Raw genomic sequence first — 23,855 nt, 5'->3', positions numbered from 1 at the left:
GAATGCGGCAGGGTTAGGCATTAGTGGCCGGCGACGCACAATAGGCCGCGCCGGTGCGGCCCAGCTCATCGATCTGCTCGCCGCTCAGGCCTGCCTCGCCAAGCAGGCTGCGGGTGTGCTGACCCAGGCGTGGCGGCAGCGCGCTCGGCGCGCGCTGGCCGTCAAAGCGCACCGGCGCGCCGGCGAAGCGCAGCGTGCCCATGACCGGGTCGTCCAGCGTGTCGAAGAAGCCGGTGGCGCGCAGGTGCGGGTCATCCACCAGTTCCGCGAGCTGGTTGACCCGCGCCACCGGGATCTGCAGCGTTTCGCATAGCGCCAGCCAGGCGCCGGTGGTGCGCGTGCGCACGATCTCGCCGGTCAGCTCGTACAGGGTTTCGATATGCTGCGTGCGCGCGGCGATGCCGCCAAAGCGCGGGTCGGCGGCCAAGTCGGGCCGGCCCGCGGCGGTGAAGAAGTCGCGCCAGTGGGCATCGGTGTACGGCATCATGCAGACGTGGCCGTCGGCGCTCTGGTAGGGCCGGCGCAGCGGCGCCAGCACGCGCGGATAGCCGGTGGGCCCGCGCGGCGGCTCGAAGTGCTGGCCATAGAGATGCTCGACCAGGTTGAAGGCCACCATCGATTCGAACATCGGCACTTCCACCAGCGCACCCTTGCCGCCCTGGCGCTCGCGCCCGGCAATGGCGGCCGAGATCGACATCGCCGCCACCAGCCCGCTGGTCTTGTCGGCCGCGATGGTGGGGAAGTAGCGCATGGTGCCGGTCTGCGCGGCCATCAACGCGGCATTGCCCGACAGGCCCTGGATGATGTCGTCGTAGGCCGGGCGGCCGCCATAGGGGCCATCCTCGGCAAAGCCCAGCAAGCTCACGTAGACCAGGCGCGGGTGGCGCGCCATTACGTCGGCGGGGTCCAGCCCAAGGCCGGCCAGCTTCTGCGGGCGCATGCTGTGCATGAACACATCGGCGCTGGCCAGCAGGCGCTCCAGCGCGGCCTGCGCCGCGGGCAGCTTGAGGTTGAGCACCACGCTTTTCTTGCTGCGGTTCACGCCCAGGAAGATGGCCGACATGCCATCTTCGGCGGCCGGGCCGGTGCGCCGCGTGGAGTCGCCCTCGGGGGGCTCCACCTTGATGACTTCGGCGCCGAGGTCGGCCAGCCACTGGCTGGCGTAAGGGCCCATCACGACCGTGGACAGGTCGATGACGCGGATGCCTGAGAGGGGCAACATGCCTGGGTGTCTCCTGTCTGTTCTTGTGCCTGGCTTGCGCCGGGCCGGGTGCCCGGGCGCGCGCCAGATGCCACAGGGTAGATCAGGCGGGTCGCTTGCGTCTAATATTAGATTTTTAGGATTCGATATCTCCCAGATATCAATGCGGACATCAGCGTGGACCTTCGTCAACTTCAGCAGTTTGTCGCCCTGGCCGAAACCGGCAACTTCCACCGCGCGGCCGAGCGCCTGCACATGGCGCAGCCGCCGCTCTCCATCTCGATCCGCAAGCTCGAAGATGCGCTCGGCACGCCGCTGTTCGTGCGTACCTCGCGCGGGGTGCGGCTGACCCAGGCCGGCGAAGCCGCGCTGCATGACGCGCGGCGCGCGCTGTTCCATGCCGGCCAGGCTCGTGCGGCGGCACTGGCGGCGGCGCATGGCGAGCGCGGCGCACTGCGCGTGGGCTTCGTGGGCTCGGCAACCTACGCCTTGCTGCCCAAGCTGATCACGGCGTTTCGGGCCGCGCACCCGGGGATCGAGCTGATCCTGCATGAATCCACCTCGGCGTCGATCCTGGACCGGCTGGAACGCCATCAGCTCGATGCCGGGCTCGTGCGCTTTCCCATCTTGCACAGCGGCGGCTACACGCTGATGCCGCTGGAGAACGACGAGTTCGTGGCGGCGGTGCCAGCCGATAGCCGCTTTGCCGAGCGCGACGCGATTGCGCTCAAGGCGCTCGCCGGGGAACCCTTCATCATGCATCCCAGCGCCGAGGTGCCCAACCTGCAGGCCATCGCCATGCTGCTGTGCCAGCAAGCCGGGTTCGTGCCGCGTGTGACGCAAGAGGCGGTGCAGGTGCAGACCATCGTCAGCCTGGTGGAAAGCGGCCTTGGGGTGGCGCTGGTGCCCAGCGTGGCGGCGCGCTATATCAACCGGCGCGTGCGTTTCCTGCGGCTGGCCAGCCCGCGGCCGGCGGCGCGCATCGGCATCGCGCTGGCCACGTCCACGGATAGCGATGACCGGCAGGTGCAGCGCTTGCTGGAGGTGGCCAGCGCCGTGGTTGCCTAGGCCAGCGGATCAGGCGGGCGCGCGCGCTCCAGCGCCACGCCCGGCAGCAGGTGCAGCAGGCGCACCAGCTCGCTTTGGCGATGGGTGCCGGTCTTGCGCAGGATGTCGCGAATATGCACGCGCACCGTGTGGGGCGAGACGAATTCGTGGTCGGCGATCTCGGTCAGGGTTTCGCCGGCGGCAAGGCGGATGGCAATCAGGCTTTCCTTGCGCGACAGGCCGAACAGCGACGTCAGCACCGAACTGTCGAGCACCGAGCGCGATTCCGAATTGCCCATCAGCACCATCGCGAACGGCAGTTGCCACGGGCCTTCCACCGGCTGGCGGGCCACCAGCGGCAGCACGATGATGGGTACCGGCTGGCCGCCCGACGTAATGTGCATCCACGAGCCGGCCGCCGCCTCGCCGCCACGGGATTGCATGGCGCGGTCGAGCAGCTTGTGCAGGGTGGCGTGCAGGGTCTGGTCGTGGGCCTTGAGCACGCCGTTTTCCAGCGCGAGCTGGCTGTCGGCCTGCACCAGCGCCTCGGCCCAGATATTGGCGTAGCGCACGCGCATATCGGCTTGCAGCACCATCACGCCGAAGTCGAGCGTGTCCAGCCCGGCCAGGCCAAGGGCCGCCAGGCCGCTCAACTCGAAGTTGCGCTGTTGCATGCGCGCGGCGCGGGCCCAGTGCGGCAGCACGCGCGCGAGCCGCTTGCTGCGGTGGCTCAAGCCCTCCGCCCCGTCGAAACCGGAGTCCGGGCGGCTGCCCCGGTCCGTGCCGCCCATCAGCACGCAGACCTCGGCGGTATCGAGCAGGCGCACGCCATGCTCCAGGTCGGCGCCATGCGCCGGCGCGCGCCAAGGCGCGCCGTCCCGCAGGTTGCCAGGGTGATCGCCCGCGAGCGCGCGCCTGGGCAGGCTTGCCAGCGCATGCAGGCCTTCCGGCACGTAGGTGCCCTGCGCCGGGAAGCAGCCATGCGGGGTGACGCCGAGGCGCGCTTGCCCGGACAGTTTGTCCCAGACCAGGTAATGCGGGCTTTCGATGTCGGTATAGCGGGAGAAGAGATCCAGCGCGGCTGGCATGGCAGTGACGTCAAGCGCCGACTCGTAGATCGAATCGATCAGACGATGGAAGTCTTCATCCGCCGACGGATGTTCGCCCATAGTGTTTTCCCCGGTGGCTCTCGCCTGATCCTGCTTTTCTCTTTTTATTGGCCCGCTGGTAGCGGTACGGCTGGCTCGCTGTGGCCGGCTCCGAAGTGGCAGGTGCCATCGGACGGGGTCGGGCGCCCGGTATGCCGGGTATGTCAGCGCTGCGTGTTGCCGTGTGGCGGCATTATGCGGATGCGGGCATAACTTCGCAAACGGGGAATGTTGCCTGGGCAATTATTAAAAATTATTTCAGCGCCGAAATGCCCGCGAAACGGGCCATGGCCGCGCAAAGCGTACCCGTTTCTGCGTGCGCGTTGCGGGCCCCATAGTGACTCAGCCGGCTCAGCCTGGCCCGGGCGCGCCCTTTGAAAGCGCCGCAGCGCCCCCGGCGCCGGCCGCCAGCTCGCTGGCCTGCGCGCCCTGCGCCGGGGGGAGCCCCGGCCCGCCCTCGACCTGCACCGTCACCCGCTGCGTGGCCATGCTGATGCCATGCTGGTCGAACTTGCGCTTGAGCCGCACGTTGAACGCGCGCGTGATTTCCGCCTGGGTCAGCGGGCGGGTCCTGAACTGGGCCAGCACCACCGAGCCGTTGGGGTCGAAGCGATCGAGGCCCAGGATGTCGAGTCCGGAAAGCAGGTTGCGCGCGTAGCGGAAATCGCGCGCCACCTCGGCGCCGGTCTCGCGGATCAGCTCGATGGCCTGGTCGAGGTCGCTGCCGTACGCCACGCCGATGTTGAACACGGCAACGGCATAGCCGCGCGACATGTTCTTGATGGCCTTGATCTGGCTGTAGGGCAGGATATGAAGCGCGCCCTTGCCGTCGCGCAGCTTGACGGTGCGGATGGTCATGGCCTCCACCGTGCCGATATGGTCGGGCAGTTCCACCGAGTCGCCGATGGCGATCGAATCCTCCACCACGATGAACAGGCCGGTGATCAGGTCCTGCACCAGGCTTTGCGCGCCAAAGCCAATGGCCAGGCCGACCACGCCGGCGCCGGCGAGCAGCGGCGTCACGTTGACGCCGAGGTTGGCCAGCACCACGATCAGCGTGATGACCAGCAGCGCGACGAACAACGCATTGCGCACCAGCGGCAGGATGGTCCTGGCGCGCAGGCTGGGCGGCTGCCCGCGGCCGTGCGCGGGCGTCAGCGTCTGGGTGATGGCCGTATCGATCAGCAGCCACATCAGCCACGACAGCAGCACGGTGGAGGTCACGCTGAACACGGCCTCGCCGATGCGCTTGCCGAGCGTGGTGGATTCAATCACCGAGAGCAGCGACACGCCCCAGATCCGGCTGGCCAGCTCGAAGTAGGCGAACCAGATCACCACCCGCACCAGCGCGACCGCGAAACGCCCGAAGCGTGCCAGGTAGGCCGAGCGCTGGCGGTCGCGAAAGCGCGGCGCGCGGTGCGTGGCCTTGGGCGAGCGGCCGGTGATCAGCGTCAGCAGCAGCGCGGCGACGAACAGCGCCACCGAGCCCACCGTGCGCCGCAGGAAGATGTCGGCGTAGCCGGTGGCTAGCAGCGTGCCGGCCACCGAGGCCACCACCACCGCCAGCACCGGCAGGTGCCAGCTCGCGCCTACCAGGCGCAACAGGTCCATGATTGCGGGATGCTCCTGACGGAAAACCAACGGCCGGTTGCTGATGATCTGGCCGATCTGCCGGCGAAAGCGCAGTGTGAAGGCGCCGATCAGCAGCGCCGCGGTGATGTTGGCCGCAGTGGAGGTCAGCGCCGACAGGTTGGTGCCGAGCGCGGCGATCACGCGCGCGTCGGTGGTGACGTCGCCCAGCGCCGCCAGCGCGCCGGTGGCGAACAGCAGCCTGCGGGAGTGCAGCAGCAGGTCGCGCACCGCGTGCGCACGGTGCGCCGAGGTAAACAGCGCGAAGATGACCTGGCACACCGCACCCATCACGGCGCCGGCCACCACCGAGTAGGCAATCACCATGCCGGCCATGCTGGCGGGCGAGCGTCCGAACATTCCGCTCGAGAGCAGCATCGCCAGGGCGAAGGCCACCACCCACGGCGCCACCCTGCGCAGCATGTAAAGCCCGACGTCCATCCAGGACGGCACTGCGGGCAGCTCATAGCGCACCGCTGGCTGCAGGCGCCGATTGCGCACGCGTCTCACCGCCTCCCGCAACAGCCATCCGGCGAAGAACCAGGCCGCGAGCACGGTGGAGAACTCCCGTGCCGATTGCCAGGGCGAGCGCGTCCCGTTGATGGTCAGTGCGGCCAGCCACTCCTCGCCCGCGAAATCGATGCGCCAGCGCCAGTAGTGCCACGGCCCCTTGTCCTTGCCGAGCGACGCATCGAGATGGTCGACCGCCTCGGCCAGCGCCCCGAGCAGGCCGGGCTGTGGCGCCGACGCCGCACTGGCGCCGCCTATGCCCTTGCGCAGCGTCTGCAACTGGTCGACCAGGGCCTTGCGGTCCTTGTCGCTCTGCAGCGTGGTGATGACCTGGTCGAGCGACTGCGCGAGCGGCTCGCTGGCCGCGGGCTGCGAGGCCGGCGCGGACTCAGCCTTGACGACCGCCGCCAGCGAGCCCAGTCCGGCCGGCGCCGCCAGTGCCGGCTGCGCTGCCAGCGCGGCCAGCGCCAGCCAGATCATCAGCATCGGCAGCCGCGCGCCGGGCCGGCATGCGGCCGGTAATGTGAATCGGGACCTGATCACGAGCGTCATCTCATGCGGGTAGAGAGTGCCGGGCAACCCCGGGGGATGCCTGACACTGTAGCGCATTGCGGATACCGCACATGCCGTGGATTCGTGCGGCGCCGCAATCGGTGTTGCCGCCCGCGCCGGGCACCCGGCAAGGCGTGTCGCATGGCCGCAGCAGCGGGTGGCGTGCAGCGGGCGTACCATGGCAGCGAGCCTGTGCCGCCCGGTTGCGGTCAACGCAGTGACGGTGCGGGCCGTTGAGTGAGGTATTGCGTGTCGGTCGGGTTGCGGCTGTATGCAGCCCTGTCGTTTCGTTGTCCCAATGGCATTGTTACCGCAGGAGCCTGTCATGAATGCTATGAAAGCCGTGAACGCTGTTACCGCAGTTACCGCCTCGCCTGCCTCGTTCGGCCGGCGCGCCGGCTTGCCCATGCTGCTGGCCGCGGCGCTCATCGCCTCGGTCCCGCACCTGGCGCGCGCTCAAGCCACGCCAGCCACGCCAGCCGCACCCGCCGCTGCCGCGCCGATGGCCAAGCCTGCCGCGCCCGCGCCCTCAGCCTCCATGCCGATGGCCAAGCCGGCCGCGCCCGCCGCCGCCGCGGCCCCGGGTGGCGGCCCTGGGCAGGTATGGGCCAACAAGTCTTCCAAGGTCTATCACTGCCCTGGCACGAAGTACTATGGCAAGACCAAGAACGGCGCTTACATGAGTGAGGCCGACGCCACCGCGCAAGGGTTCCACGCGGACCACGGCAAGGCATGCAAGTGAGCCGCGGGAAGCGCCGCCGGGAGGGCATGACATGCACCTGATCTGGATCATTCTCATCGGTTTTCTCGCCGGCCTGGTGGCGCGCATGCTCACGCCCGGGCGCGGGCCAAGCGGCTTTTTCCTGACCGCCGGCCTCGGCATCGTCGGCTCGCTGGCCGCGACCTTCCTTGGGCAGGCGCTGGGCTGGTACCGCCAGGGCCAGTCCGCTGGCTTTATCGGCGCCGTGCTGGGCGCTGTGATCCTGCTGGCGCTGTATCACCTGGCAACGCGGCGCTAGACGGGCCGCGGATTCTTCAAGTGGCCAATGCTGCTGCCCGGGGGGCAGCAGCATTCGCGCCGCGCGCTGGCGTGCTCACGCTTTCATGCGCTTCACGTGCTTCACGTGCTTGATGTGCTTTCATGCATTCGTCGCTTCGGACGATGCGTTGCGCGCTGTCATCCCTGAATCTCCATACCACCAACACACATCAGGAAAACGTGGAGACAAGATGGAACTCAATGCATCGGTAACGGCAGTGATCACGGGCGGCGCGTCGGGCCTGGGCGAAGCCACCGCGCGGGCGCTGGCGGCGCACGGCGTGCGCGTCGCGCTGTTCGACATGAACGCGGAAAAGGGCGAGGCCGTGGCGCGTGAGCTTGGGGGCGTGTTCTGCCAGGTCAACGTGACGTCGGAAGCCGAGGTCGAAGCCGGCTTCGCCAAGGCGCGCGCCGCGCTCGGCCAGGAACGCATCCTGGTGAATTGCGCCGGCACCGGCAACGCCATCAAGACCGCATCGCGCGCCAAGGAAGCGCCGGACCAGATCCGTTTCTTCGCCTCGGATGCGTTCGAGCGCATCATCCAGATCAACCTGATCGGCTCCTTCCGCTGCCTGGCGCGCTCGGCCGCCGGCATGCTCACGCTGGATGCGCGTGACGGCGATCGCGGCGTCATCATCAATACCGCCTCGGTGGCGGCGCAGGACGGGCAGATGGGCCAGGCGGCGTACTCCGCCTCCAAGGCCGGCGTGGTCGGCATGACCCTGCCGATTGCGCGCGACTTGTCCGGCGAAGGCATTCGCGTCAACACCATCATGCCCGGCATCTTCAACACGCCGCTCTTGCAAGGCGCGCAGGAACATGTCAAGGCTGCGCTGGCCGCCTCGGTGCCGTTCCCCAAGCGGCTCGGCGCGCCGGAAGAGTTTGCCTCGCTCGCGCTGGAGATGTGCCGCAACAGCTATTTCAACGGTGAAGCGGTGCGGCTCGATGGCGCCATCCGCATGGCCCCGCGCTGATCCGGCAGTTCACAACAATAAAAAGGACGCGCGCATGCAGCAGGACCGAGAGGAGGAGACGCTGATGGACTTCAGTTACCTGACCACACTGCCGCATGCGCTGCGCCACTTCGCGCAGCGGCGGCCCGATGCGGTGGCCTATGCCTTCGAAGGCAGGCTGACCACGTATCTGGCGCTGGACCGCCAGAGCGATCGTGTGGCCCAGGCGCTGGCCGCAGCGGGGGTCGGGCCCGGCGAGCGCATCGGCTATATCGGCAAGAACAGCGATCACTACTTCGAGCTGCTGCTGGGGGCAGCCAAGGTGGGCGCCGTGATGGCGCCCGCGAGCTGGCGCCTGGCGCCGCCGGAAGTGGGCTATATCGTTGGCCACTCCGATGCCGCGCTGCTGTTCGTTGGGCCGGAATCGGCAGAGCTGGTGCGCAAGCTGCTGCCCACGCTGCCGCTGGTGCGCGAGGTGGTCGCCATGGAGGGCGGCCAGCCGGACTGGCCCGCCTATGTGACGTGGCGCGACGCGCATGCGCCCACGCCACCGGCGCACCAGCCCGCCGCGCACGACGTGGTGCTGCAGCTTTATACGTCGGGCACCACAGGCCGCCCCAAGGGTGCCATGCTGACCCACCGCAACCTGACCGCCGGCACCGAGGCCAGCGAGCGAGAAGATATCTCGTGGTCGCGCTGGACGGACGACGATGTCTCGCTGGTGGCCATGCCGGTGGCGCATATCGGTGGCTCGGGCTGGGGCCTGCGAAGTTTGCTCGCGGGGGCCAAGGGCGTGGTGGCGCGCGATTTCGATCCCGGCGCGGTGCTGGACTTCTTTGAGCGCGAGCGCATCAGCAAGCTGTTCCTGGTGCCCGCCGCGATGCAGTTCGTGCTGCGCGATCCGCGCGCGCGCCGCATCGACTACTCCCGCCTGAAGACCTTGCTCTATGGCGCGGCGCCGATCCCGGCAGCCTTGCTGCGCGAAGGCATTGAAGTCTTCGGCTGCGGGTTTGCGCAGCAGTACGGCATGACCGAGACCACCGGCACGGTGGTGGCACTGGCGCCGGAAGACCACACCACCGACGACGTGCCGCGCATGCGGGCCGCCGGCAAGCCGCTGCCCGGCGTGGAAGTGGTGGTGGTGGACTGGGAAGGCCGGCGCCTGCCGCCAGGCGAAGTCGGCGAACTGATGATCCGCTCGCCGCAGAACATGGCCGGCTACTGGAAGCAGCCCGACGAAACCGCGCGCACCATCGACGCCGACGGCTGGCTGCGCACCGGCGACGCCGGCTTTCTCGATGCCGAGGGCTATGTCTACATTCACGACCGGGTCAAGGACATGATCATCAGCGGCGGCGAGAACGTGTATCCCGCCGAGGTCGAGAGCGCGATCTATGGCCACCCGCAGGTGGCGGATGTGGCCGTGATCGGCGTGCCCGACGAAAAATGGGGCGAGGCGGTCAAGGCCATCGTCGTGCCCCATCCCGGGCAGGCGCCGGATCGCGACAGCATCGTGGCGTGGGCGCGCGAGCGGCTGGCCGGCTACAAGATCCCCAAGAGCATCGAGTTTGTCGATGCGCTGCCGCGCAACCCCTCCGGCAAGCTGCTGCGCAGGAAGCTGCGCGAGCCGTATTGGGAAGGGTACAACCGGCGGGTCAACTAAGGCTGGCGCACAGGTATGCAAGAGCGCAGCGCTTCAGTGATCATCGGGGCACATTCCTTAGCGCCTCCACCTGCCCCACGGAACGCGTTACGTAACGCGTAACACGCAGCCGGCCCGCCGCTCGCGCATTCGCGGCTGGCAAGGGGCGCCACCAGGTCCTTCAGCCTGGCATGCCCTCCCGCCAGCCGTTATGGCGCCTGCCTTCCCGGCCGGTGCCACCCCTGCCGCAATCCCCTTCGCACCCGCTGCGCTCAACGCCTTGCCGCTGGCACACGGCTTGCAGTATTGCCTGTGACAACGCTGCCGCGAATACCAGCCAAGCCGGATGGGCACGTCGTTGCCAAACGGGGAGAAGGGGAGCAGATGGAACCGGAACGCAGCAGCTCGCACGGAGGCACGCCGTCATGAATGCACTCCTGCTTGAAGACAACCCGCTCTTGCGGCTCGGCCTGCTGCGCATGCTTGGCGGCGTCGAGGCCTTGGGCCATGTGATCTGCGTGGATCCGGCCGATCTCGCCATGCTGCAGGGGCAGATGCACGACATCGAGCTGGTGATCCTCGGCTTGCCGCCGGCGCAGGATCGCGCGCGCGCATTGCTGGAGACCGCACGCACCGTCCTATCGGCGCAGTACCTGCTGCTGCTGGTCGATGGCACGTTACCGTCCGTGTTGCCGCCGGACCTGGCGTGGGGCATCTGCGCGTGGCTGCCGAAGGCGTCATCGCCGGCGGCGATCGAGGCGGCGATCCGGCTGGTGCTGGCCGATGACGCGCGCTGGCACCAGCCGGCCCCATGCCCCACGGCGCTGTTGCAGGCGCTGGCGACGGAAGGCGCCCGCATCGACCTGCTGCGCGACGAGGCGCGCATGTTGAAGCTCACGCCGCGCCAGTACGAGGTGCTGGTCCTGCTGTCGCACGGCTATCCGCTCAAGACCGTGAGCCGCGTGCTCAATATCTCGGTGGCGACCGTGAAGAGCCATGTCGCGCTGCTGTACCAGCGCCTGCAGGTCAGCAACAGGAGCGAAGCCATCCATGCCGCGCGCCAGCGCGGCGCCAGGTTCCAGACCGGCAGCAGCCACGGCTGCAACGATCATGGCACGGCCCACGCCTGGCCCTAACCCCGGTTTCCCGTTCAGGAGAGCACCATGCGCAATCACACCGTGAGGGACGCGGACGTCGCCGCCGCCATCGACGCCACCCTGCTGCGCCGCCGGCAACAGTTCGACGGCCAGCCAGCCGCATGGCATGTGCTGTGCGAAGCGGCACACGTCGCCACGCTGGGCGAACCGGCGCGCCGGGCCTTCATTGCGCGCGTGGCGGCCAGCCGTGGCGCCGACATCGCCCTGCGCCTGCTGCTCAAGGCGGAATCGATCCGGGCCACGGTGACCGAGGCGCTGGAAGCCGGCGACGAGCTGGACGCCGGCCAGGAGCGCAGCCCGGCTGGCGGGCAGCTGCACTGACCTGGCTTACAGCCCTAGCACCAGCTTGGCGATGATGTTGCGCTGGATCTCGTTGGAGCCGGCGTAGATCGATGCCTTGCGGTAGTTGAAATAGCGCGGCGCCAGCGGCGCGGCGTAGTCGGGGCCCACCTGTGGCCCCGTGGCGCGGCCTTGCAGTTCGCCCCAGCCGTCCTGCACAAAGGGCAGCGCGTACGGGCCGGCCGCTTCCACCGCCAGCTCGCTGATGGCCTGGATGGTCTCGGTGCCCACCAGCTTGAGCATGCTGGAGGCGGCGCCGATCGAGGTGCCCGACGTCACGTTGGAGAACAGCCGCAGCTCGCTTGCCTCCAGCGCGGCCGCGCGCACGTGCAGCTCGGCCAGCTTGCGGCGAAAACCCGGATCGTCGAGCAAGCGCCCACCATTCTCGCCGGGCTCCATTTCCGCGATGCGCGCCACCTTGGCCAGTTGCTGGCGCAGCATCGGGCCGTAGCTGCCGCCGCGCTCGAACTCAAGCAGGTACTTGGCGTAGGTCCAGCCCAGGCCTTCCTCGCCGATGCGGTTTTCCACCGGCACGCGCACATCTTCAAAGAAGACCTGGTTGACTTCCTGCTGGCCTTCGACCGGGCCATCCAGCGTGGGCAGCGGCGCCACCGTGATGCCGGGTGTGCGCATGTCCACCAGCACGAAGGAGATGCCGTCCTGCCTGCGCGCGTCGCGGCTGGTGCGCACCAGGCAGAACATCCAGTCGGCCCACTGCGCGTGCGTGGTCCAGATCTTGGAGCCGTTGAGGATGTAGTGCTCGCCGTGCGCATCGTCCCCGCGCTCGGCGCGCATCTGCAGCGAGGCCAGGTCGGAGCCGGAGTTGGGTTCCGAGTAGCCCTGGCACCACCAGATGTCCGAGCGCAGGATGGGCGGCAGGAAGCGCGCCTTTTGCTCCGGGCTGCCGTATTTCATGATCACCGGCGCCACCATCTTCAGGCCCATCGGCGACACGGTCGGGCAGCCGGCGGCGGCCGTCTCGGCCTGGAACAGGTAGCGTTGCGCCGGGGACCAGCCAGGGCCGCCATATTCCTCGGGCCAGTTGGGCGCGGCCCAGCCGCGCTCGAACAGCTTCTTTTGCCAGCGCACCTGGCCTTCCTTGTCGAGGTAGCCATTCTTGGTGCGCGCCATCAGGGCCTTGAGGCCGGGGTCGAAGGCTTCCTTGATCCAGGCACGGACCTCGTCGCGGAACTGCAGCTCTTGCGGGGAGAAATCGAGATTCATCGATGGGCCTCGGGATGTTCGTCAGTGCGGGGCAGGCATGCGCAGGCTCACGCGGCGACCGGATACAGCAGGTCGGCGTAACGGCGCAGGTGGTGTTCGGCGGAGCCAAACTGCAGGTCGATCGCGGTGACGCGCTTGAAGTAATGGCCAACCGCCAGTTCCTCCGTCACGCCCATGCCGCCATGGATCTGCACCGCGGCCTGGCCAACGAACCGGCCGGCCTGCCCGGCCTGCGCCTTGGCGGCGCTGGCCGCCAGCGCACGCTGCGCGGGCTGCGCGCCAGCCTGCATGGCGGCGACTTGCGTCAGCGCCACGGTTTGCTCCAGTTGCACATACATGTCGGCCATGCGGTGCTGCAGCACCTGGAAGGTGGCAATCGGTACGCCAAACTGCTTGCGCTGGCGCGCGTAATCGACCGTGTCGCCGAGCATGCGGCTCATGGCGCCGCCAGCTTCGGCGCACAGCGCTACCGCGGCCTCGTCGCTCAGGCGCTCGATCAGCGCCAGCGCTTCGCCCTCGGCGCCGAGCAAGCCGCCATCCGGCACGAAGACGTTGTCCAGGCGGATGTCGGCCGCCCGGGCGCCATCCACGGTGGGGTATTCCTGCAGCGTCACGCCGGGTGCGTTGCGCGCGATCCAGAACAGGCTGATGCCGTCCCGGTCGCGCCGGGCGCCGCTGGTGCGCGCGCTCACCACCAGGTGCRTGGCCCACGGCGCGGCCACCACCACCGCCTTGTGGCCGCCAAGGCGCCAGCCGCCTGGCGCGCGGGCGGCGCTGGTCTCTACATCGTGCAGGCAGTAACGGCTGCGCGGCTCGGCGTGCGCCCAGGCCACGGTGGCCTCGCCGCCGATGATGGCAGGCAGCCAGTTGGCGGCAAGCGTCTCGCTGCCATGCAGCAAGGCGCCGCCGCCGAGCACGACGGTAGACAGGTAGGGCTCGACCACCAGGTGGCGGCCAAACTGCTCCATCACGATCGTGTGGTCGACGGCATTGCCGCCGAGCCCGCCAAAGCGTTCCGGGAACGCGGCGCCCAGCAGCCCTAGCTCCTGTGCCAAGGCTTGCCAGCAGGACGCCCGCCAGCCAGCCGGCGAGCGGATTGCCGCCTGGCGGGCTTCGAAGCTGTAGTGGTCAGCCAGGTAGCGCGCGAGCGTGTCGCGCAACATCGATTGTTCTTCGCTGAGTTGGAAATCCACGGTGGTTCCTTGGCGCGGTTGCTGGGGCACTTGCCATTATGTGAAGGGGCCGCCGGTTCGCATCGTCGGATGCGACGAATCGACTTGGCGCGTGGCGCGCCGCACGGGTGGCCGCACTGGCGTTTGCGGCATTGCACCAAGGCGCGTTCGTCGCTTCGGACGATGCCCGCGCGGGGTGCCTGTCCCGACAATGTGCCGCACGCAATGCCATCCCGCCGGTTCCGCGATACCGAAGCCTCCAACGCATCCAGTCACCCAGTCACCCAGTCACCCAGTCACCCAGTCACTCAGTTCGGCCACACCCACTTCCAGGAGGGTCAGTCATGCACCCGCATGTTCATGCGCAGCGCACCCCGGACAAGCCGGCCATCATCATGGCCGGCGGCACCGTCGTTACTTACCGCGAGCTTGACGAGCGCTCCAACCAGGCGGCGCGGCTGTTCCGCGACCATGGGCTGCAGCCGGGCGACCGCGTGGCCTTCCTGCTGGAGAACCACCCGCGCCTGTTCGAGCTGTGCTGGGGCGCGCAGCGCTCGGGGTTGATCTACGTGTGCATCAGCACGCGCCTGAACGTGGACGACGCGGCGCATATCGTGGCCGACAGCGGCGCCAGGATGCTGGTCACCTCGCACGCGCAGGCCGCCGTCGCGCAGGGGGTGGCGGCCAAGGTGCCAGGCCTGGTCGCGCGCCTGATGATGGATGGCGCGGCGCCGGGCTTTGCCGCCTACGAGACGGCGCTGGCGCAGTACCCCGGGTGGCGCATCGAGGACGAATGTGCAGGCACCGACATGCTGTACTCCTCCGGCACCACCGGCCGCCCCAAGGGTGTCTTCACGCCGCCCGCCAACCCGCAGATCGACGTGCCCGGCACCATGGTGCTGATGTGCCAGTCCCTCTACCAGTTCGGCACGGACACGCGCTACCTCTCGCCGGCACCGCTCTATCACGCCGCGCCGCTGCGCTACAACATGGCGGTGCAGCAGCTCGGCGGCACCTCGGTGGTGATGGAGCATTTCGACGCGGAAGCATTCCTGCGCTTGCTGGCACAGCACCGCATCACGCACACCCAGGTCGTGCCGACCATGTTTTCGCGCATGCTCAAGCTGCCCGAGGATGTGCGCCTGCGCCACGACGTGTCCTCGCTGCGCTTTGCCGTGCATGCCGCCGCGCCTTGCCCGGTGGCCGTCAAGGAGCAGATGATCGACTGGTGGGGGCCGATCATCTGGGAGTACTACGCCGGCACGGAGGGCAACGGCTCCACCGCCGTGGGCTCGGCCGACTGGCTCACCCATAAAGGCACGGTGGGCCGCGCCTCCGTTGGCCAGCTGCGCATCTGCGACGACAGCGGCGCGCTGCTGCCGCCGGGCGAGCCCGGCACCATCTACTTTGCCGAGGGCCGCAGCTTCGTCTACCACAACGACCCCGGCAAGACCGCGCAGTCGCGCCACCCGGTGCACGCCGGCTGGACCACGCTGGGCGACGTCGGCTACGTGGACGAGGAGGGCTTTCTCTACCTGACCGACCGCAAGGCCAACATGATCATCTCGGGCGGGGTCAATATCTATCCGCAGGAGGCCGAGAACCTGCTGATGACCCATCCCGAGGTCATGGACGTGGCAGTGATCGGCGTGCCAAACGAGGACTTTGGCGAGGAGGTCAAGGCGGTGGTACAGCCACTCGACATGGCGCGCGCCAGCCCGGCCCTGGCCGACGAGCTGCTGGCCTTCTGCCGCACCCATCTGTCCGCCATCAAGTGCCCGCGCTCGGTGGACTTTGCCGCCGAACTGCCGCGCCTGCCCACCGGCAAGCTGCTCAAGCGGCTGCTGCGCGAGCGCTACTGGGCGGGGCGGGAGAACAAGCTGGTATAGCCTGCTTGTGTAGCCGGTATTGCGGCCGGCATCGTGGCCGGCATTGAGGCCGCCGGCCCGGCATCGCGGCCGCGCCGCATGCCGGGCGGGCGTTTACGCCATAATCAGCCGTTCGATCCCTGGCGCATGTGGCGCCAGCAGCCGGCAACCATAAGCCGGTGCCGATCGCGTGGCATCCACCGCTCGTGGATGCCACCGCCAACAGGAAGACACGGCGAATGGCAACAATCGAGGAGACCAGCGCGGGCCAACGGGGCGCCGCCCGCGCCGCCACGCTGGTGGCGAAGCTGCGCCCGCCCATGCTGACCCCGTTCCAGGTGGAGCGCCGCGCCATTTGCGACGCGGTGTGCGCGGCCGGCTTCGTCAAGCTGGTGCTGGTGCGCGCGCCGGCCGGGTTCGGCAAGACCACCGCCATGCTGCAATGCCGGGCGCGGCTGGACGCCGAAGGCGTGGCCACCGCCTGGCTCACGCTGGACCGCGCGGACAATGACGCCACGCGTTTTCTCGGCTCGCTTGAAGCTGCCTTCGAGCTGGTGCTGCGCAAGGGCGGCGCGCCGCTCGCCGCGGCCCTGCCTGCGCCGCAGTCGGCCGGCGAGCACGCGCTCGCGCTGATCGACCGCATGGCGGCCCACGACCGCCCCTTCACGCTGTTCCTGGACGACTTCGAGGCCTTGCAGAACCCCGCCGTGGCCGGCCTGGTCTGGCAGGTGGTGGAGCAATTGCCACCCGGCGCCCGCCTGGTGGTGGGCACGCGCTGGGTGCCGGAGTCCGGGCTGGCGCGGTTGCGTGCGCGTGGCGAGCTGCTGGAGATCGAGCCGGCCCAGCTGCGCTTCACCGCCGAGGAGACCGATTCCTTCCTGCGCCGCGCGCGCGGCCTGGCGCTACAGCCCGCCGCCATTTCCACGCTGCACCGGCGCACCGAAGGCTGGGCCACCGCGTTGTGGCTGGCGTCGGTGGCGCTGGAGCGGCGCGGCCAGCCGGATGCCTTCATCGCCGGTTTTTCCGGCTCGAACGCCGCGATTGCCGATTACCTGGTGGAGGACGTCTACCTGCACCTGCCCGACGCGGTGCGCGCTTTCCTGTTGCGTACCTCCATCCTCGACCAGCTCAGCGGGCCGCTGTGCGATGCCGTGAGCGGCACCGCCGACAGCGAGGAGATCCTCGCCTGGCTGGAGCGGGCCAACCTGTTCCTGATGCCGCTGGATGGCGAGCGCCACGGCGGCGCGCAGGCGCCCGTCCAGACCCATCAGCCCAATGCACGCTGGTACCGCTATCACAGCCTGTTCTCCAGCTTCCTGCGCGCGCAGCTGCAGCAGGCCATGCCGGACGAAGTGCCCGCCTTGCAGATGGCCGCCTCGCGCTGGTACGAGCAGCAGGGCCGGCCGGTGCCGGCCATCGAGCATGCGCTGGCGGCCGGCGCGGTGGCCCACGCGCTGCCGCTGCTGGCGGGCAAGGTGGACGAGTTGCTGGCGCAGGGCCGCATGCGCCTGCTGACGCGCTGGCTGGACGCGGTGCCGGCCGATGCGCTGGGCGCGTGGCCCAAGCTGCAGATCGCCCATGTGTGGGCGCTGTCGTTTACGCGCGGCCCGGCCGACGCCATTGCGCTGCTGCAGACCATCCCGCTGGCCGGCGCCGAGGGCGACCTGCTGGCGCATGTGCGCGCGTTGCGCCATATGCTGCTGAACATGATGGACCGCTTCGACGAGGCGCGTGCCTGCAGCCGCGACGATCCGCTGCCGCTGCCCATGGGCTATCCGTTCCCGGACTCCATCCTTGCCACCTCGATGGCGCGCATGGCCGCCGTCACCGGCGACTACCGCGAGGCGCGGCGCCTGCTGGGCGTGGCCCGGCAGGTGGTGCGCGGCTCCGACAGCAACTTCAACAAGATCTTCTCGGAATCGGTGGAAGGATTGATCGACCTGCGCCAGGGCCGCCTGCAGCAGGCGCTGGCGCGGTTTCGCATCGCCGCCAGCACCATGCTGCCGAACCGCTACGGCCCCACCAACGGCAACGCCATGGCCGGCATCCTGCTGGCCGATGCGCTCTACGAGATCAACGAGCGCGAGCGCGCGGAGCGCCTGCTTACCGTGTACGTGCCGCTCGCGCGCGACCTCGGCCTGCCCGACCAGATCATCACCGGCCACACCGTGCTGGCCCGCATTGCCTGCGATCGCGGCGACGTGGACGGCGCGCACGAATGGCTGGCCGCCCTCGAGCACCTTGGCCATCATCGCGGCCTGCCGCGGCTGGTGCTGGGCGCCATGCTCGAGCGCGCCCGCCTGGCGCTRCTGCAAGGCAATCAGCATGCCGCCGAGCAAGCGCTGCAGCACGCAGCCGACCCGGCGCTGTGGCGCGCGCGTCCCGGCCTGAGCGCGGTCAGCTCTTTCGCCAACGACCTGGAAGACGTGGTCATGGGGYGCCTGCGGCTGGCGCTGTTTACCGAGCCCTCCGTGCACACGCGAGAGRCCATCGAGACGGAGCTCGCCGCCACCGAGCGCGCGCAACTGATGCGCAGGGCGCTCAAGCTGCGCATTCTGCTGGCGCTGGCTTGCCAGCGCTGCGGCGAAGCTGCCCAGGCGTTGCAGGCGATGGGAGAAGCGCTGCGCTTCGGCGCGGCGGAAGGCTTCATCCGCATCTTCGCTGACGAAAGCGCGGACGTGCGCCGGCTGGTGGCCGAGGCCTGCCTGCGCCAGGGCAGTGCGTTGCCCGCGGGGTATGTGGAGCGCCTGCTGCAAGCCTGCGGCGGCGCGCCGGAGCCGGTGGACCCGGCCGCCATGCAGGCGCGCCATGGGCTGCTGGAACCGCTCACGCCCAAGGAGCAGAAGGTGCTGCAGCTGCTCGCCGAAGGTTTCTCCAACGTGGCGATGGCGGATCGGCTCTTTGTCTCGGAAACCACCGTGCGCACCCACCTGCGCAATATCAGCGCCAAGCTGCGGGCCAGCAACCGCACGCAGGCGGTTGCCATCGCGCGGCAACTGGGTTTGCTGTAAGGAAGCGCAGGCGGCCAAGCGGGCCCAGGCAGCGTCCGGGAAGATGGACGCCCCTGCTGCGGGGCACTCGGGCGGGCTGCTGGCTTGTGGCTTCTCGCGCAAGCCGACGATGAAATCGGCATGGTCATGGCATTCAGCCGTTCACCAGTTCACCAGTTCACCAGTTTATCGGTTCAGATGCCGATGAACTCGGCATACTCGGTGAGCGGCGCGCGCGTGGCACGCAGCTGGTTGACCGCCGCTGCCGGATCCTCGTAGCCGATCGCCATGCCCGTAAACAGCATGCGTTCGGCGGGAAGGCAGAGAAAGCCCGCAATGGTCTCCGGATACATCGCCCAGCATTCTTGCGCGCAGCTGTCCAGCCCATGCTCGCGCAGCAGCAGCATCACCGTTTGCAGGTACATGCCCAGGTCCGACCATTGCGGCGGGCCCATGCGGCGGTCCACGGTGCAGAACAGCGCCAGCGGCGCGCCGAAGAACGTGAAGTTGTTGGCAAACTGGGCAAGGCGCGCCGGCTTGTTCTCGCGCGGGATGCCCAGGCAGCGATAGAGCTCCTCGCCCACCTGGAAGCGCCGTTCGCGATAAGGCGAGACCAGCTCGCGCGGGTAGACGTCGTACTCGGTCCCTTCGCCGCGGGGCGCGCCGGCGACGCGCTCGCGCATGGTGGCTTTGAGCCGTGCCAGCGGCTCGCCGCCCACCACGTGCAGGTGCCACGGCTGCAGGTTGCCGCCCGATGGCGCGCGCGCGGCCTGCTCCAGCACGTCGCGGATGATCTGCGGCGGCACCGGCGTGGGAAGAAAGCCGCGTACCGATTTGCGGCTCCGGACTGCCATGCTGACTTTCACGCTGCTCTCCTTGGGGCTCAACCGGGGGTCAGATGAAGGGCGGCTCGTTGCCCCAGTCGAAGAAGTCCGGCATGTCCTGCGACACGCGCTCGGGGAAGCTGGCCGGGCGTTTTTCCAGGAAGGCGCTGACGCCTTCCTTGACGTCGGCCGACTGGCCGCGCGACTGGATCGCGCGGCTGTCCAGGCGGTGCGCCTCCATCGGGTGGCTCGCCCCGGCCATGCGCCAGATCAACTGGCGCGAGATGGCGACGGATACCGGCGCGGCATTGTCGGCGATCTCCCGGGCCAGCGCCTGCGCGGCCGGCAACAGGTCCTCGGGCGCGTGCAGCGAGCGCACCAGCCCGCGCTCCAGCGCCTCCTGTGCGGAGAACACGCGGCCGGTGTAGCACCATTCCAGCGCGGTGGAGATGCCTACCACCCGCGACAGGAACCACGACGATGCCGCCTCGGGCGTGATGCCGCGGCGCGCGAACACAAAGCCGAACTTGGCGTCGGTGGAGGCCAGGCGGATGTCCATCGGCAACTGCATGGTCACGCCGATGCCCACCGCCGGGCCGTTGACCGCCGCGATGACCGGCTTGAGGCTGCGGAAGATGCGCAGCGCCACGCGTCCGCCGCCATCGCGGTGGGCGGCTTCCTTGCTGGCGCCGTAGCGCTTCTCGTAATCGAAGGTAGAGCCGCCGGAAGACAGGTCGGCGCCGGCGCAGAAGGCGCGCCCGGAGCCGGTGACGATCACCGCGCGGACGTCGTCGTCGGCGTCGGTGGCGTCAAAGGCGTCGATCAGGTCCTGCATCATGCGCGGGGTAAAGGCATTGAGCTTTTCCGGGCGGTGCAGGGTGATGGTGGCGACGCCCTTGTCGACGGCGTATTGCAGGGTCTCGAAGCTGGGGGGGGCGGCTGGTTTCGGGGTGCTCATGGCTGGCCTTGGCTGTCTCGAAATGGGTGTGGATAAGGTAGTGCAGAATCGGGCGCCTGCAATCGTCGAATCCGACGAGGTAGGCACGGCAGCGCCGCCGTAGACTGGCGCCAGAACGCCTGGCGGCCCATGCCCGGCAGAAGACAGACCAGAGACGATACAAGACCCGAAGCCAGAAGGAACGACATGAAGACGCGCATTACCGAATTGCTGGGCACCCGCTACCCCATTATCCAGGGCGGCATGCAGTGGGTTGGCTACGCCGAGATGGCCGCCGCGGTCTCCAATGCCGGCGGGCTTGGCGTGCTCACCGCGCTGACCCAGCCCACCCCGGAAGCGCTGGCCGCGGAGATCCGCCGTACCCGCGAGCTGACCGACCAGCCCTTCGGCGTCAACCTGACGCTGCTGCCCTCCATCAACCCGCCGCCGTACGCCCGCTACCTCGACGTGATCATCGAAAGCGGCATCAAGGTGCTGGAGACGGCGGGCAACAACCCCAAGGAGCATATCGCGCGCGCCAAGGCGGCCGGCATCAAGGTGATCCACAAGTGCGTGGCGATCCGCCATGCGATGTCGGCCGAGCGCCTGGGCGTGGACGCGGTGTCCATCGACGGTTTCGAGTGCGCGGGCCACCCGGGCGAGGACGACGTCCCGGGCATGGTGCTGATCCCGCTGGCCGCGCGCCGGCTGGGCATTCCGGTGATTGCATCGGGCGGCATCGCTGACGGGCGCGGCATGGCGGCGGCACTGGTACTGGGCGCGGAGGGCATCAACATGGGCACGCGCTTTTGCGCCACGCGCGAGGCGCCGATCCACCACAACGTCAAGCAGGCCCTGGTGGACGCCAGCGAGCGCGACACCAACCTGATCTTCCGCACGCTGCACAACACCGCGCGCGTGCTCAAGAACGCCATCTCCGATGAGGTCGTCACCATCGAGCGCCAGCCGGGCGGCGCCCAGTTCGAGGACGTCAAGCACCTGGTGGCGGGCGTACGCGGCAAGGCCGCGCTCGCCGCCGGCGAGACCGATGGCGGCATCATCAGCGCCGGCCAGTGCGTGGGCTTGATCGACGACATCCCGACCTGCGCCGAGCTGATCGAGCGCATGGTGGCCGAGTGCCGCGAGCAGCTCGGGGTGGCCTCGCGCTACTTCGCAGCATAAGGCGGCGCCTCCATGGCTGAAGCCAATCAACCTTCCGATGCCGGCTCGGGCGCAGGGCAATCCGAAGGGGCCGAGGCGGCGCCGCCAGGCTTTGTCGCCTTGCGTGGCGCCAAGGGCTTCCTCGAGAACTTCGGACAGATCTACGTGGACCGGGCGCGGCGCGTAGTGGCCATCCGCATCGGGCCGCATCACCTCAACCCGCTTGGCATCCCGCACGGCGGCATGCTGGCCACGCTGGCCGACACCGCCATCGGCATGATGATGGCGCTGGAGACCGACCGCAAGCAGCCGGCGGTGACGGTCAACCTCAGCATGGACTACTTCGATGCCGCGCGGGTGGGCGACTGGGTGGAGGCGCACGTCGAGTTCGACAAGCTGGGCTCGCGGCTGCGCTTCGGCGGTTGCCGCCTGATGGCCGGGGAGCGCTGCCTGCTGCGCGCCACCGCCATCTTCTCGGTGCTCACGCCGCGCACATGATGCGCCGCCGCCGCTTGGCGCGTCGGCGGCGCTGCGCAATCGTCGCTTCCGACGACGCCGGGCGCCCCGCTGCTGCGCCAGAATCCGCAACAGGATAGCGAGGCTTGGCCGTGCCCTTCCCGGGACGCGGCCATCACGGGCGGGTTCGCCCCGGAACGACGAACGACAAGAGGAGACGACATGGCAGAGGCATACATCGTAGCGGCCGCGCGCACCGCGGGCGGGCGCAAGGGCGGCAAGCTGGCAGGCTGGCATCCGGCGGATCTCGCCGCGCAGGTGCTGAACGCGCTGGTCGAGCGCAGCGGCGCCGATCCGGCACTGATCGACGACGTGATCATGGGCTGCGTCGGCCAGGCCGGCGAGCAGGCCGGCAACGTGGCGCGCAACGCCGTGCTGGCCTCGAAGCTGCCGGAAAGCGTGCCCGGCACCTCGGTCGACCGCCAGTGCGGCTCGTCGCAACAAGCCCTGCACTTTGCCGCGCAGGCGGTGATGTCCGGCACCATGGACATCGTGATCGCCGCCGGCGTGGAAAGCATGACCCGCGTGCCGATGGGCCTGCCCTCCACGCTGCCCTTCAAGAACGGCTTCGGCAGCTCGATGAGCCCGGCCATGCAGGAACGCTATCCCGGCGTGAAGTTCAGCCAGTTCACCGGTGCCGAGATGATGTCGCGCAAGTACGGCCTCACGCGGGACGACCTGGACCGCTACGCGCTGGAAAGCCACCGCCGCGCCATCGCCGCCACGCAGGCCGGCCGCTTCAAGGACGAAATCGTGCCCGTTGCCGTACGCACCGCCGACGGCAGCGCCAACGGCGAGCTGCATACGGTGGACGAAGGCATCCGCTTTGAAGCCAGCCTGGAATCCATCGCCAGCGTCAAGCTGATCGAGGAAGGCGRCACCGTCACCGCCGCCAGCGCCAGCCAGATCTGCGATGGCGCGGCGGGGCTGATGGTGGTCAACGAAGCCGGCCTGAAGAAGCTGGGCGTCAAGCCGCTGGCACGCATTCACCATATGTCGGTGCTGGGCCATGACCCGGTGATCATGCTGGAAGCGCCGTTGCCGGCAACGCTGCGGGCGCTGCAGAAGGCCGGCATGAAGATCGGAGATATCGACCTGTTCGAGATCAATGAAGCGTTTGCGCCGGTGCCGCTGGCTTGGTTGCAGACCACGGGCGCGGATCCGGCACGGATGAATGTGAATGGCGGGGCTATTGCGTTGGGGCATCCGCTTGGTGGCTCGGGGGCTAAGCTGATGACCACGCTGGTGCATGCGCTGCATGCGCAGGGGAAGAGGTATGGGTTGCAGACGATGTGTGAGGGTGGGGGGATGGCGAATGTGACTATTGTTGAGAGGTTATAGGGTTGATTGTTGGGGGGGTCTTCGTCGCTTTTATTTTGCGGCGATGGCTTTTGGGCCCAAGGGCGGCACATTGGGCTCTTGTTGCCTTGGTCGGTATTTCTTTGATCGGCGATAGCTTTTGCACCCAAGTGCCATACGACATCCCCCTGCGGGGGCTGCCGGTCACTTTTCTTTGACCGGCAAAGAAAACTAACGAAAAGAAAGCCGCCCTGCCGGGAGCAGAGCAATAAGGCTGTTTGGGCCTCGGTGGTTGCGTCGTACGGCCCGGAGTGTTGGCTGGCGTGTCCAACCGGCCCGAAGGATATCGCTATGGCATGACCCAATGGTCACGTGGTGGTGCCCCTCATCGCTTTGCTCGGTGAGTGTTCGGGCATCTGCCGTTCGCGGTGCGGAGCGCCACGATCCTGCCTGACTTGGTGGTTTCGTGGTTTTGTCTCTGGCGGTGGCCGCCCGGCCGGGCCTGTCAGAAATTTTGTGTTTAGGGCATAACATGTCGCCAAGGAGCATGTATGCCACGCAAGACGAAGACCAGCCAAGCCGCAGACCGTGAACTGCCGGCCATTCCCGAAGACCTGATCGCCCATTTCGTTAAGGGTCCCATGATG

At 68.6% G+C, this 23,855-nt stretch carries 19 protein-coding genes; 12 read left to right on the top strand and 7 right to left on the bottom strand.

Annotation, left to right across the window (positions count from 1 at the left end; translation table 11 throughout):
• Window positions 1-13 precede the first annotated feature (13 nt).
• A complete protein-coding gene (locus tag AB4061_RS29965; protein ID WP_441639847.1) occupies window positions 14-1,222 on the bottom strand; it encodes a CaiB/BaiF CoA transferase family protein in 1,209 nt (402 codons plus the stop codon).
• A gap of 156 nt (window positions 1,223-1,378) precedes the next feature.
• Here AB4061_RS29965 and AB4061_RS29960 point away from each other — a divergent pair, with 156 nt between their 5' ends.
• Window positions 1,379-2,269 (top strand): LysR substrate-binding domain-containing protein, encoded by an 891-nt coding sequence (locus AB4061_RS29960; protein WP_441639846.1) that lies wholly within the window; start codon window positions 1,379-1,381, stop codon window positions 2,267-2,269.
• Here AB4061_RS29960 and AB4061_RS29955 read toward each other — a convergent pair.
• Both AB4061_RS29955 and AB4061_RS29950 read right to left on the bottom strand, forming a co-directional pair.
• Window positions 2,266-3,417: a helix-turn-helix transcriptional regulator gene (locus AB4061_RS29955; protein WP_441639845.1), complete on the bottom strand. Its 1,152-nt coding sequence runs from the start codon at window positions 3,415-3,417 to the stop codon at window positions 2,266-2,268. The genes AB4061_RS29960 and AB4061_RS29955 overlap by 4 nt on opposite strands.
• Before the next feature lie 330 nt (window positions 3,418-3,747).
• Window positions 3,748-6,021: a mechanosensitive ion channel domain-containing protein gene (locus AB4061_RS29950; RefSeq protein WP_441639884.1), complete on the bottom strand. Its 2,274-nt coding sequence runs from the start codon at window positions 6,019-6,021 to the stop codon at window positions 3,748-3,750.
• A gap of 391 nt (window positions 6,022-6,412) precedes the next feature.
• Between AB4061_RS29950 and AB4061_RS29945 the strand changes: the two genes are divergently transcribed.
• From AB4061_RS29945 to AB4061_RS29920, 6 genes are all read left to right on the top strand, one after another.
• Window positions 6,413-6,829, top strand: a complete 417-nt coding sequence (locus tag AB4061_RS29945; RefSeq protein ID WP_441639844.1) for a signal protein — start codon at window positions 6,413-6,415, stop codon at window positions 6,827-6,829.
• 31 nt (window positions 6,830-6,860) lie between these two features.
• On the top strand, window positions 6,861-7,106 hold the full coding sequence (locus AB4061_RS29940) for a GlsB/YeaQ/YmgE family stress response membrane protein (RefSeq protein ID WP_441639843.1): 246 nt from the start codon (window positions 6,861-6,863) through the stop codon (window positions 7,104-7,106).
• Between the two features lie 211 nt (window positions 7,107-7,317).
• Window positions 7,318-8,100 (top strand): SDR family NAD(P)-dependent oxidoreductase, encoded by a 783-nt coding sequence (locus AB4061_RS29935; RefSeq protein ID WP_043357193.1) that lies wholly within the window; start codon window positions 7,318-7,320, stop codon window positions 8,098-8,100.
• 64 nt (window positions 8,101-8,164) lie between these two features.
• Window positions 8,165-9,742 (top strand): fatty acid--CoA ligase, encoded by a 1,578-nt coding sequence (locus tag AB4061_RS29930; protein ID WP_441639883.1) that lies wholly within the window; start codon window positions 8,165-8,167, stop codon window positions 9,740-9,742.
• A gap of 404 nt (window positions 9,743-10,146) precedes the next feature.
• The gene (locus AB4061_RS29925; protein ID WP_441639842.1) at window positions 10,147-10,857 is read left to right on the top strand and encodes a response regulator transcription factor; all 711 of its coding nucleotides are present in this window, start codon (window positions 10,147-10,149) and stop codon (window positions 10,855-10,857) included.
• A gap of 27 nt (window positions 10,858-10,884) precedes the next feature.
• A complete protein-coding gene (locus AB4061_RS29920; protein WP_441639841.1) occupies window positions 10,885-11,199 on the top strand; it encodes a DUF7696 family protein in 315 nt (104 codons plus the stop codon).
• A 6-nt stretch (window positions 11,200-11,205) separates the two neighbouring features.
• Here the strand turns inward: AB4061_RS29920 and AB4061_RS29915 are convergent, their stop codons facing one another.
• Entirely contained in the window at window positions 11,206-12,441 is a 1,236-nt protein-coding gene (locus AB4061_RS29915; protein ID WP_441639840.1) for an acyl-CoA dehydrogenase family protein, read from the bottom strand.
• Window positions 12,442-12,488: 47 nt separating this feature from the next.
• Window positions 12,489-13,634, bottom strand: coding sequence for an acyl-CoA dehydrogenase family protein (locus AB4061_RS29910; protein ID WP_441639839.1), 1,146 nt, complete (start codon window positions 13,632-13,634; stop codon window positions 12,489-12,491).
• A gap of 323 nt (window positions 13,635-13,957) precedes the next feature.
• On the opposite strand from AB4061_RS29910, the gene AB4061_RS29905 reads away from it, so the two are divergent.
• Both AB4061_RS29905 and AB4061_RS29900 read left to right on the top strand, forming a co-directional pair.
• Window positions 13,958-15,502 carry an AMP-binding protein gene (locus AB4061_RS29905; RefSeq protein ID WP_441639838.1) on the top strand — a complete coding sequence of 515 codons (1,545 nt, stop codon included), beginning with the start codon at window positions 13,958-13,960 and terminating at the stop codon, window positions 15,500-15,502.
• A gap of 218 nt (window positions 15,503-15,720) precedes the next feature.
• Window positions 15,721-18,492, top strand: a complete 2,772-nt coding sequence (locus AB4061_RS29900; protein WP_441639837.1) for a LuxR C-terminal-related transcriptional regulator — start codon at window positions 15,721-15,723, stop codon at window positions 18,490-18,492.
• A gap of 173 nt (window positions 18,493-18,665) precedes the next feature.
• Here the strand turns inward: AB4061_RS29900 and AB4061_RS29895 are convergent, their stop codons facing one another.
• Together AB4061_RS29895 and AB4061_RS29890 are read right to left on the bottom strand one after the other, a co-directional pair.
• The gene (locus tag AB4061_RS29895; protein WP_441639836.1) at window positions 18,666-19,337 is read right to left on the bottom strand and encodes a nitroreductase; all 672 of its coding nucleotides are present in this window, start codon (window positions 19,335-19,337) and stop codon (window positions 18,666-18,668) included.
• A gap of 28 nt (window positions 19,338-19,365) precedes the next feature.
• Window positions 19,366-20,253, bottom strand: coding sequence for a crotonase/enoyl-CoA hydratase family protein (locus AB4061_RS29890; protein ID WP_441639835.1), 888 nt, complete (start codon window positions 20,251-20,253; stop codon window positions 19,366-19,368).
• 129 nt (window positions 20,254-20,382) lie between these two features.
• Between AB4061_RS29890 and AB4061_RS29885 the strand changes: the two genes are divergently transcribed.
• From AB4061_RS29885 to AB4061_RS29875, 3 genes are all read left to right on the top strand, one after another.
• Entirely contained in the window at window positions 20,383-21,414 is a 1,032-nt protein-coding gene (locus AB4061_RS29885) for an NAD(P)H-dependent flavin oxidoreductase (protein ID WP_441639834.1), read from the top strand.
• Between the two features lie 12 nt (window positions 21,415-21,426).
• Window positions 21,427-21,891 (top strand): PaaI family thioesterase, encoded by a 465-nt coding sequence (locus AB4061_RS29880; protein ID WP_441639833.1) that lies wholly within the window; start codon window positions 21,427-21,429, stop codon window positions 21,889-21,891.
• A 180-nt stretch (window positions 21,892-22,071) separates the two neighbouring features.
• Window positions 22,072-23,250 (top strand): acetyl-CoA C-acetyltransferase, encoded by a 1,179-nt coding sequence (locus AB4061_RS29875; protein WP_441639832.1) that lies wholly within the window; start codon window positions 22,072-22,074, stop codon window positions 23,248-23,250.
• Window positions 23,251-23,855: the final 605 nt, after the last annotated feature.

The sequence above is a fragment of the Cupriavidus sp. YAF13 genome (assembly GCF_052113425.1).
GTDB lineage: Bacteria > Pseudomonadota > Gammaproteobacteria > Burkholderiales > Burkholderiaceae > Cupriavidus.
Note: the sequence above shows the minus strand (reverse complement) of the source record. Positions and strands in the feature narration are given on the sequence as shown.

What these genes read in the sequence shown, in the direction of transcription:
- AB4061_RS29965 (WP_441639847.1), bottom strand. Translation starts at nt 1,222, where the DNA reads ATGTTGCCCCTCTCAGGCATCCGCGTCATCGACCTGTCCACGGTCGTG.
- AB4061_RS29955 (WP_441639845.1), bottom strand. Translation starts at nt 3,417, where the DNA reads ATGGGCGAACATCCGTCGGCGGATGAAGACTTCCATCGTCTGATCGAT.
- AB4061_RS29950 (WP_441639884.1), bottom strand. Translation starts at nt 6,021, where the DNA reads ATGCTGATGATCTGGCTGGCGCTGGCCGCGCTGGCAGCGCAGCCGGCA.
- AB4061_RS29945 (WP_441639844.1), top strand. Translation starts at nt 6,413, where the DNA reads ATGAATGCTATGAAAGCCGTGAACGCTGTTACCGCAGTTACCGCCTCG.
- AB4061_RS29940 (WP_441639843.1), top strand. Translation starts at nt 6,861, where the DNA reads ATGCACCTGATCTGGATCATTCTCATCGGTTTTCTCGCCGGCCTGGTG.
- AB4061_RS29935 (WP_043357193.1), top strand. Translation starts at nt 7,318, where the DNA reads ATGGAACTCAATGCATCGGTAACGGCAGTGATCACGGGCGGCGCGTCG.
- AB4061_RS29930 (WP_441639883.1), top strand. Translation starts at nt 8,165, where the DNA reads ATGGACTTCAGTTACCTGACCACACTGCCGCATGCGCTGCGCCACTTC.
- AB4061_RS29925 (WP_441639842.1), top strand. Translation starts at nt 10,147, where the DNA reads ATGAATGCACTCCTGCTTGAAGACAACCCGCTCTTGCGGCTCGGCCTG.
- AB4061_RS29920 (WP_441639841.1), top strand. Translation starts at nt 10,885, where the DNA reads ATGCGCAATCACACCGTGAGGGACGCGGACGTCGCCGCCGCCATCGAC.
- AB4061_RS29915 (WP_441639840.1), bottom strand. Translation starts at nt 12,441, where the DNA reads ATGAATCTCGATTTCTCCCCGCAAGAGCTGCAGTTCCGCGACGAGGTC.
- AB4061_RS29905 (WP_441639838.1), top strand. Translation starts at nt 13,958, where the DNA reads ATGCACCCGCATGTTCATGCGCAGCGCACCCCGGACAAGCCGGCCATC.
- AB4061_RS29890 (WP_441639835.1), bottom strand. Translation starts at nt 20,253, where the DNA reads ATGAGCACCCCGAAACCAGCCGCCCCCCCCAGCTTCGAGACCCTGCAA.
- AB4061_RS29885 (WP_441639834.1), top strand. Translation starts at nt 20,383, where the DNA reads ATGCCCGGCAGAAGACAGACCAGAGACGATACAAGACCCGAAGCCAGA.
- AB4061_RS29880 (WP_441639833.1), top strand. Translation starts at nt 21,427, where the DNA reads ATGGCTGAAGCCAATCAACCTTCCGATGCCGGCTCGGGCGCAGGGCAA.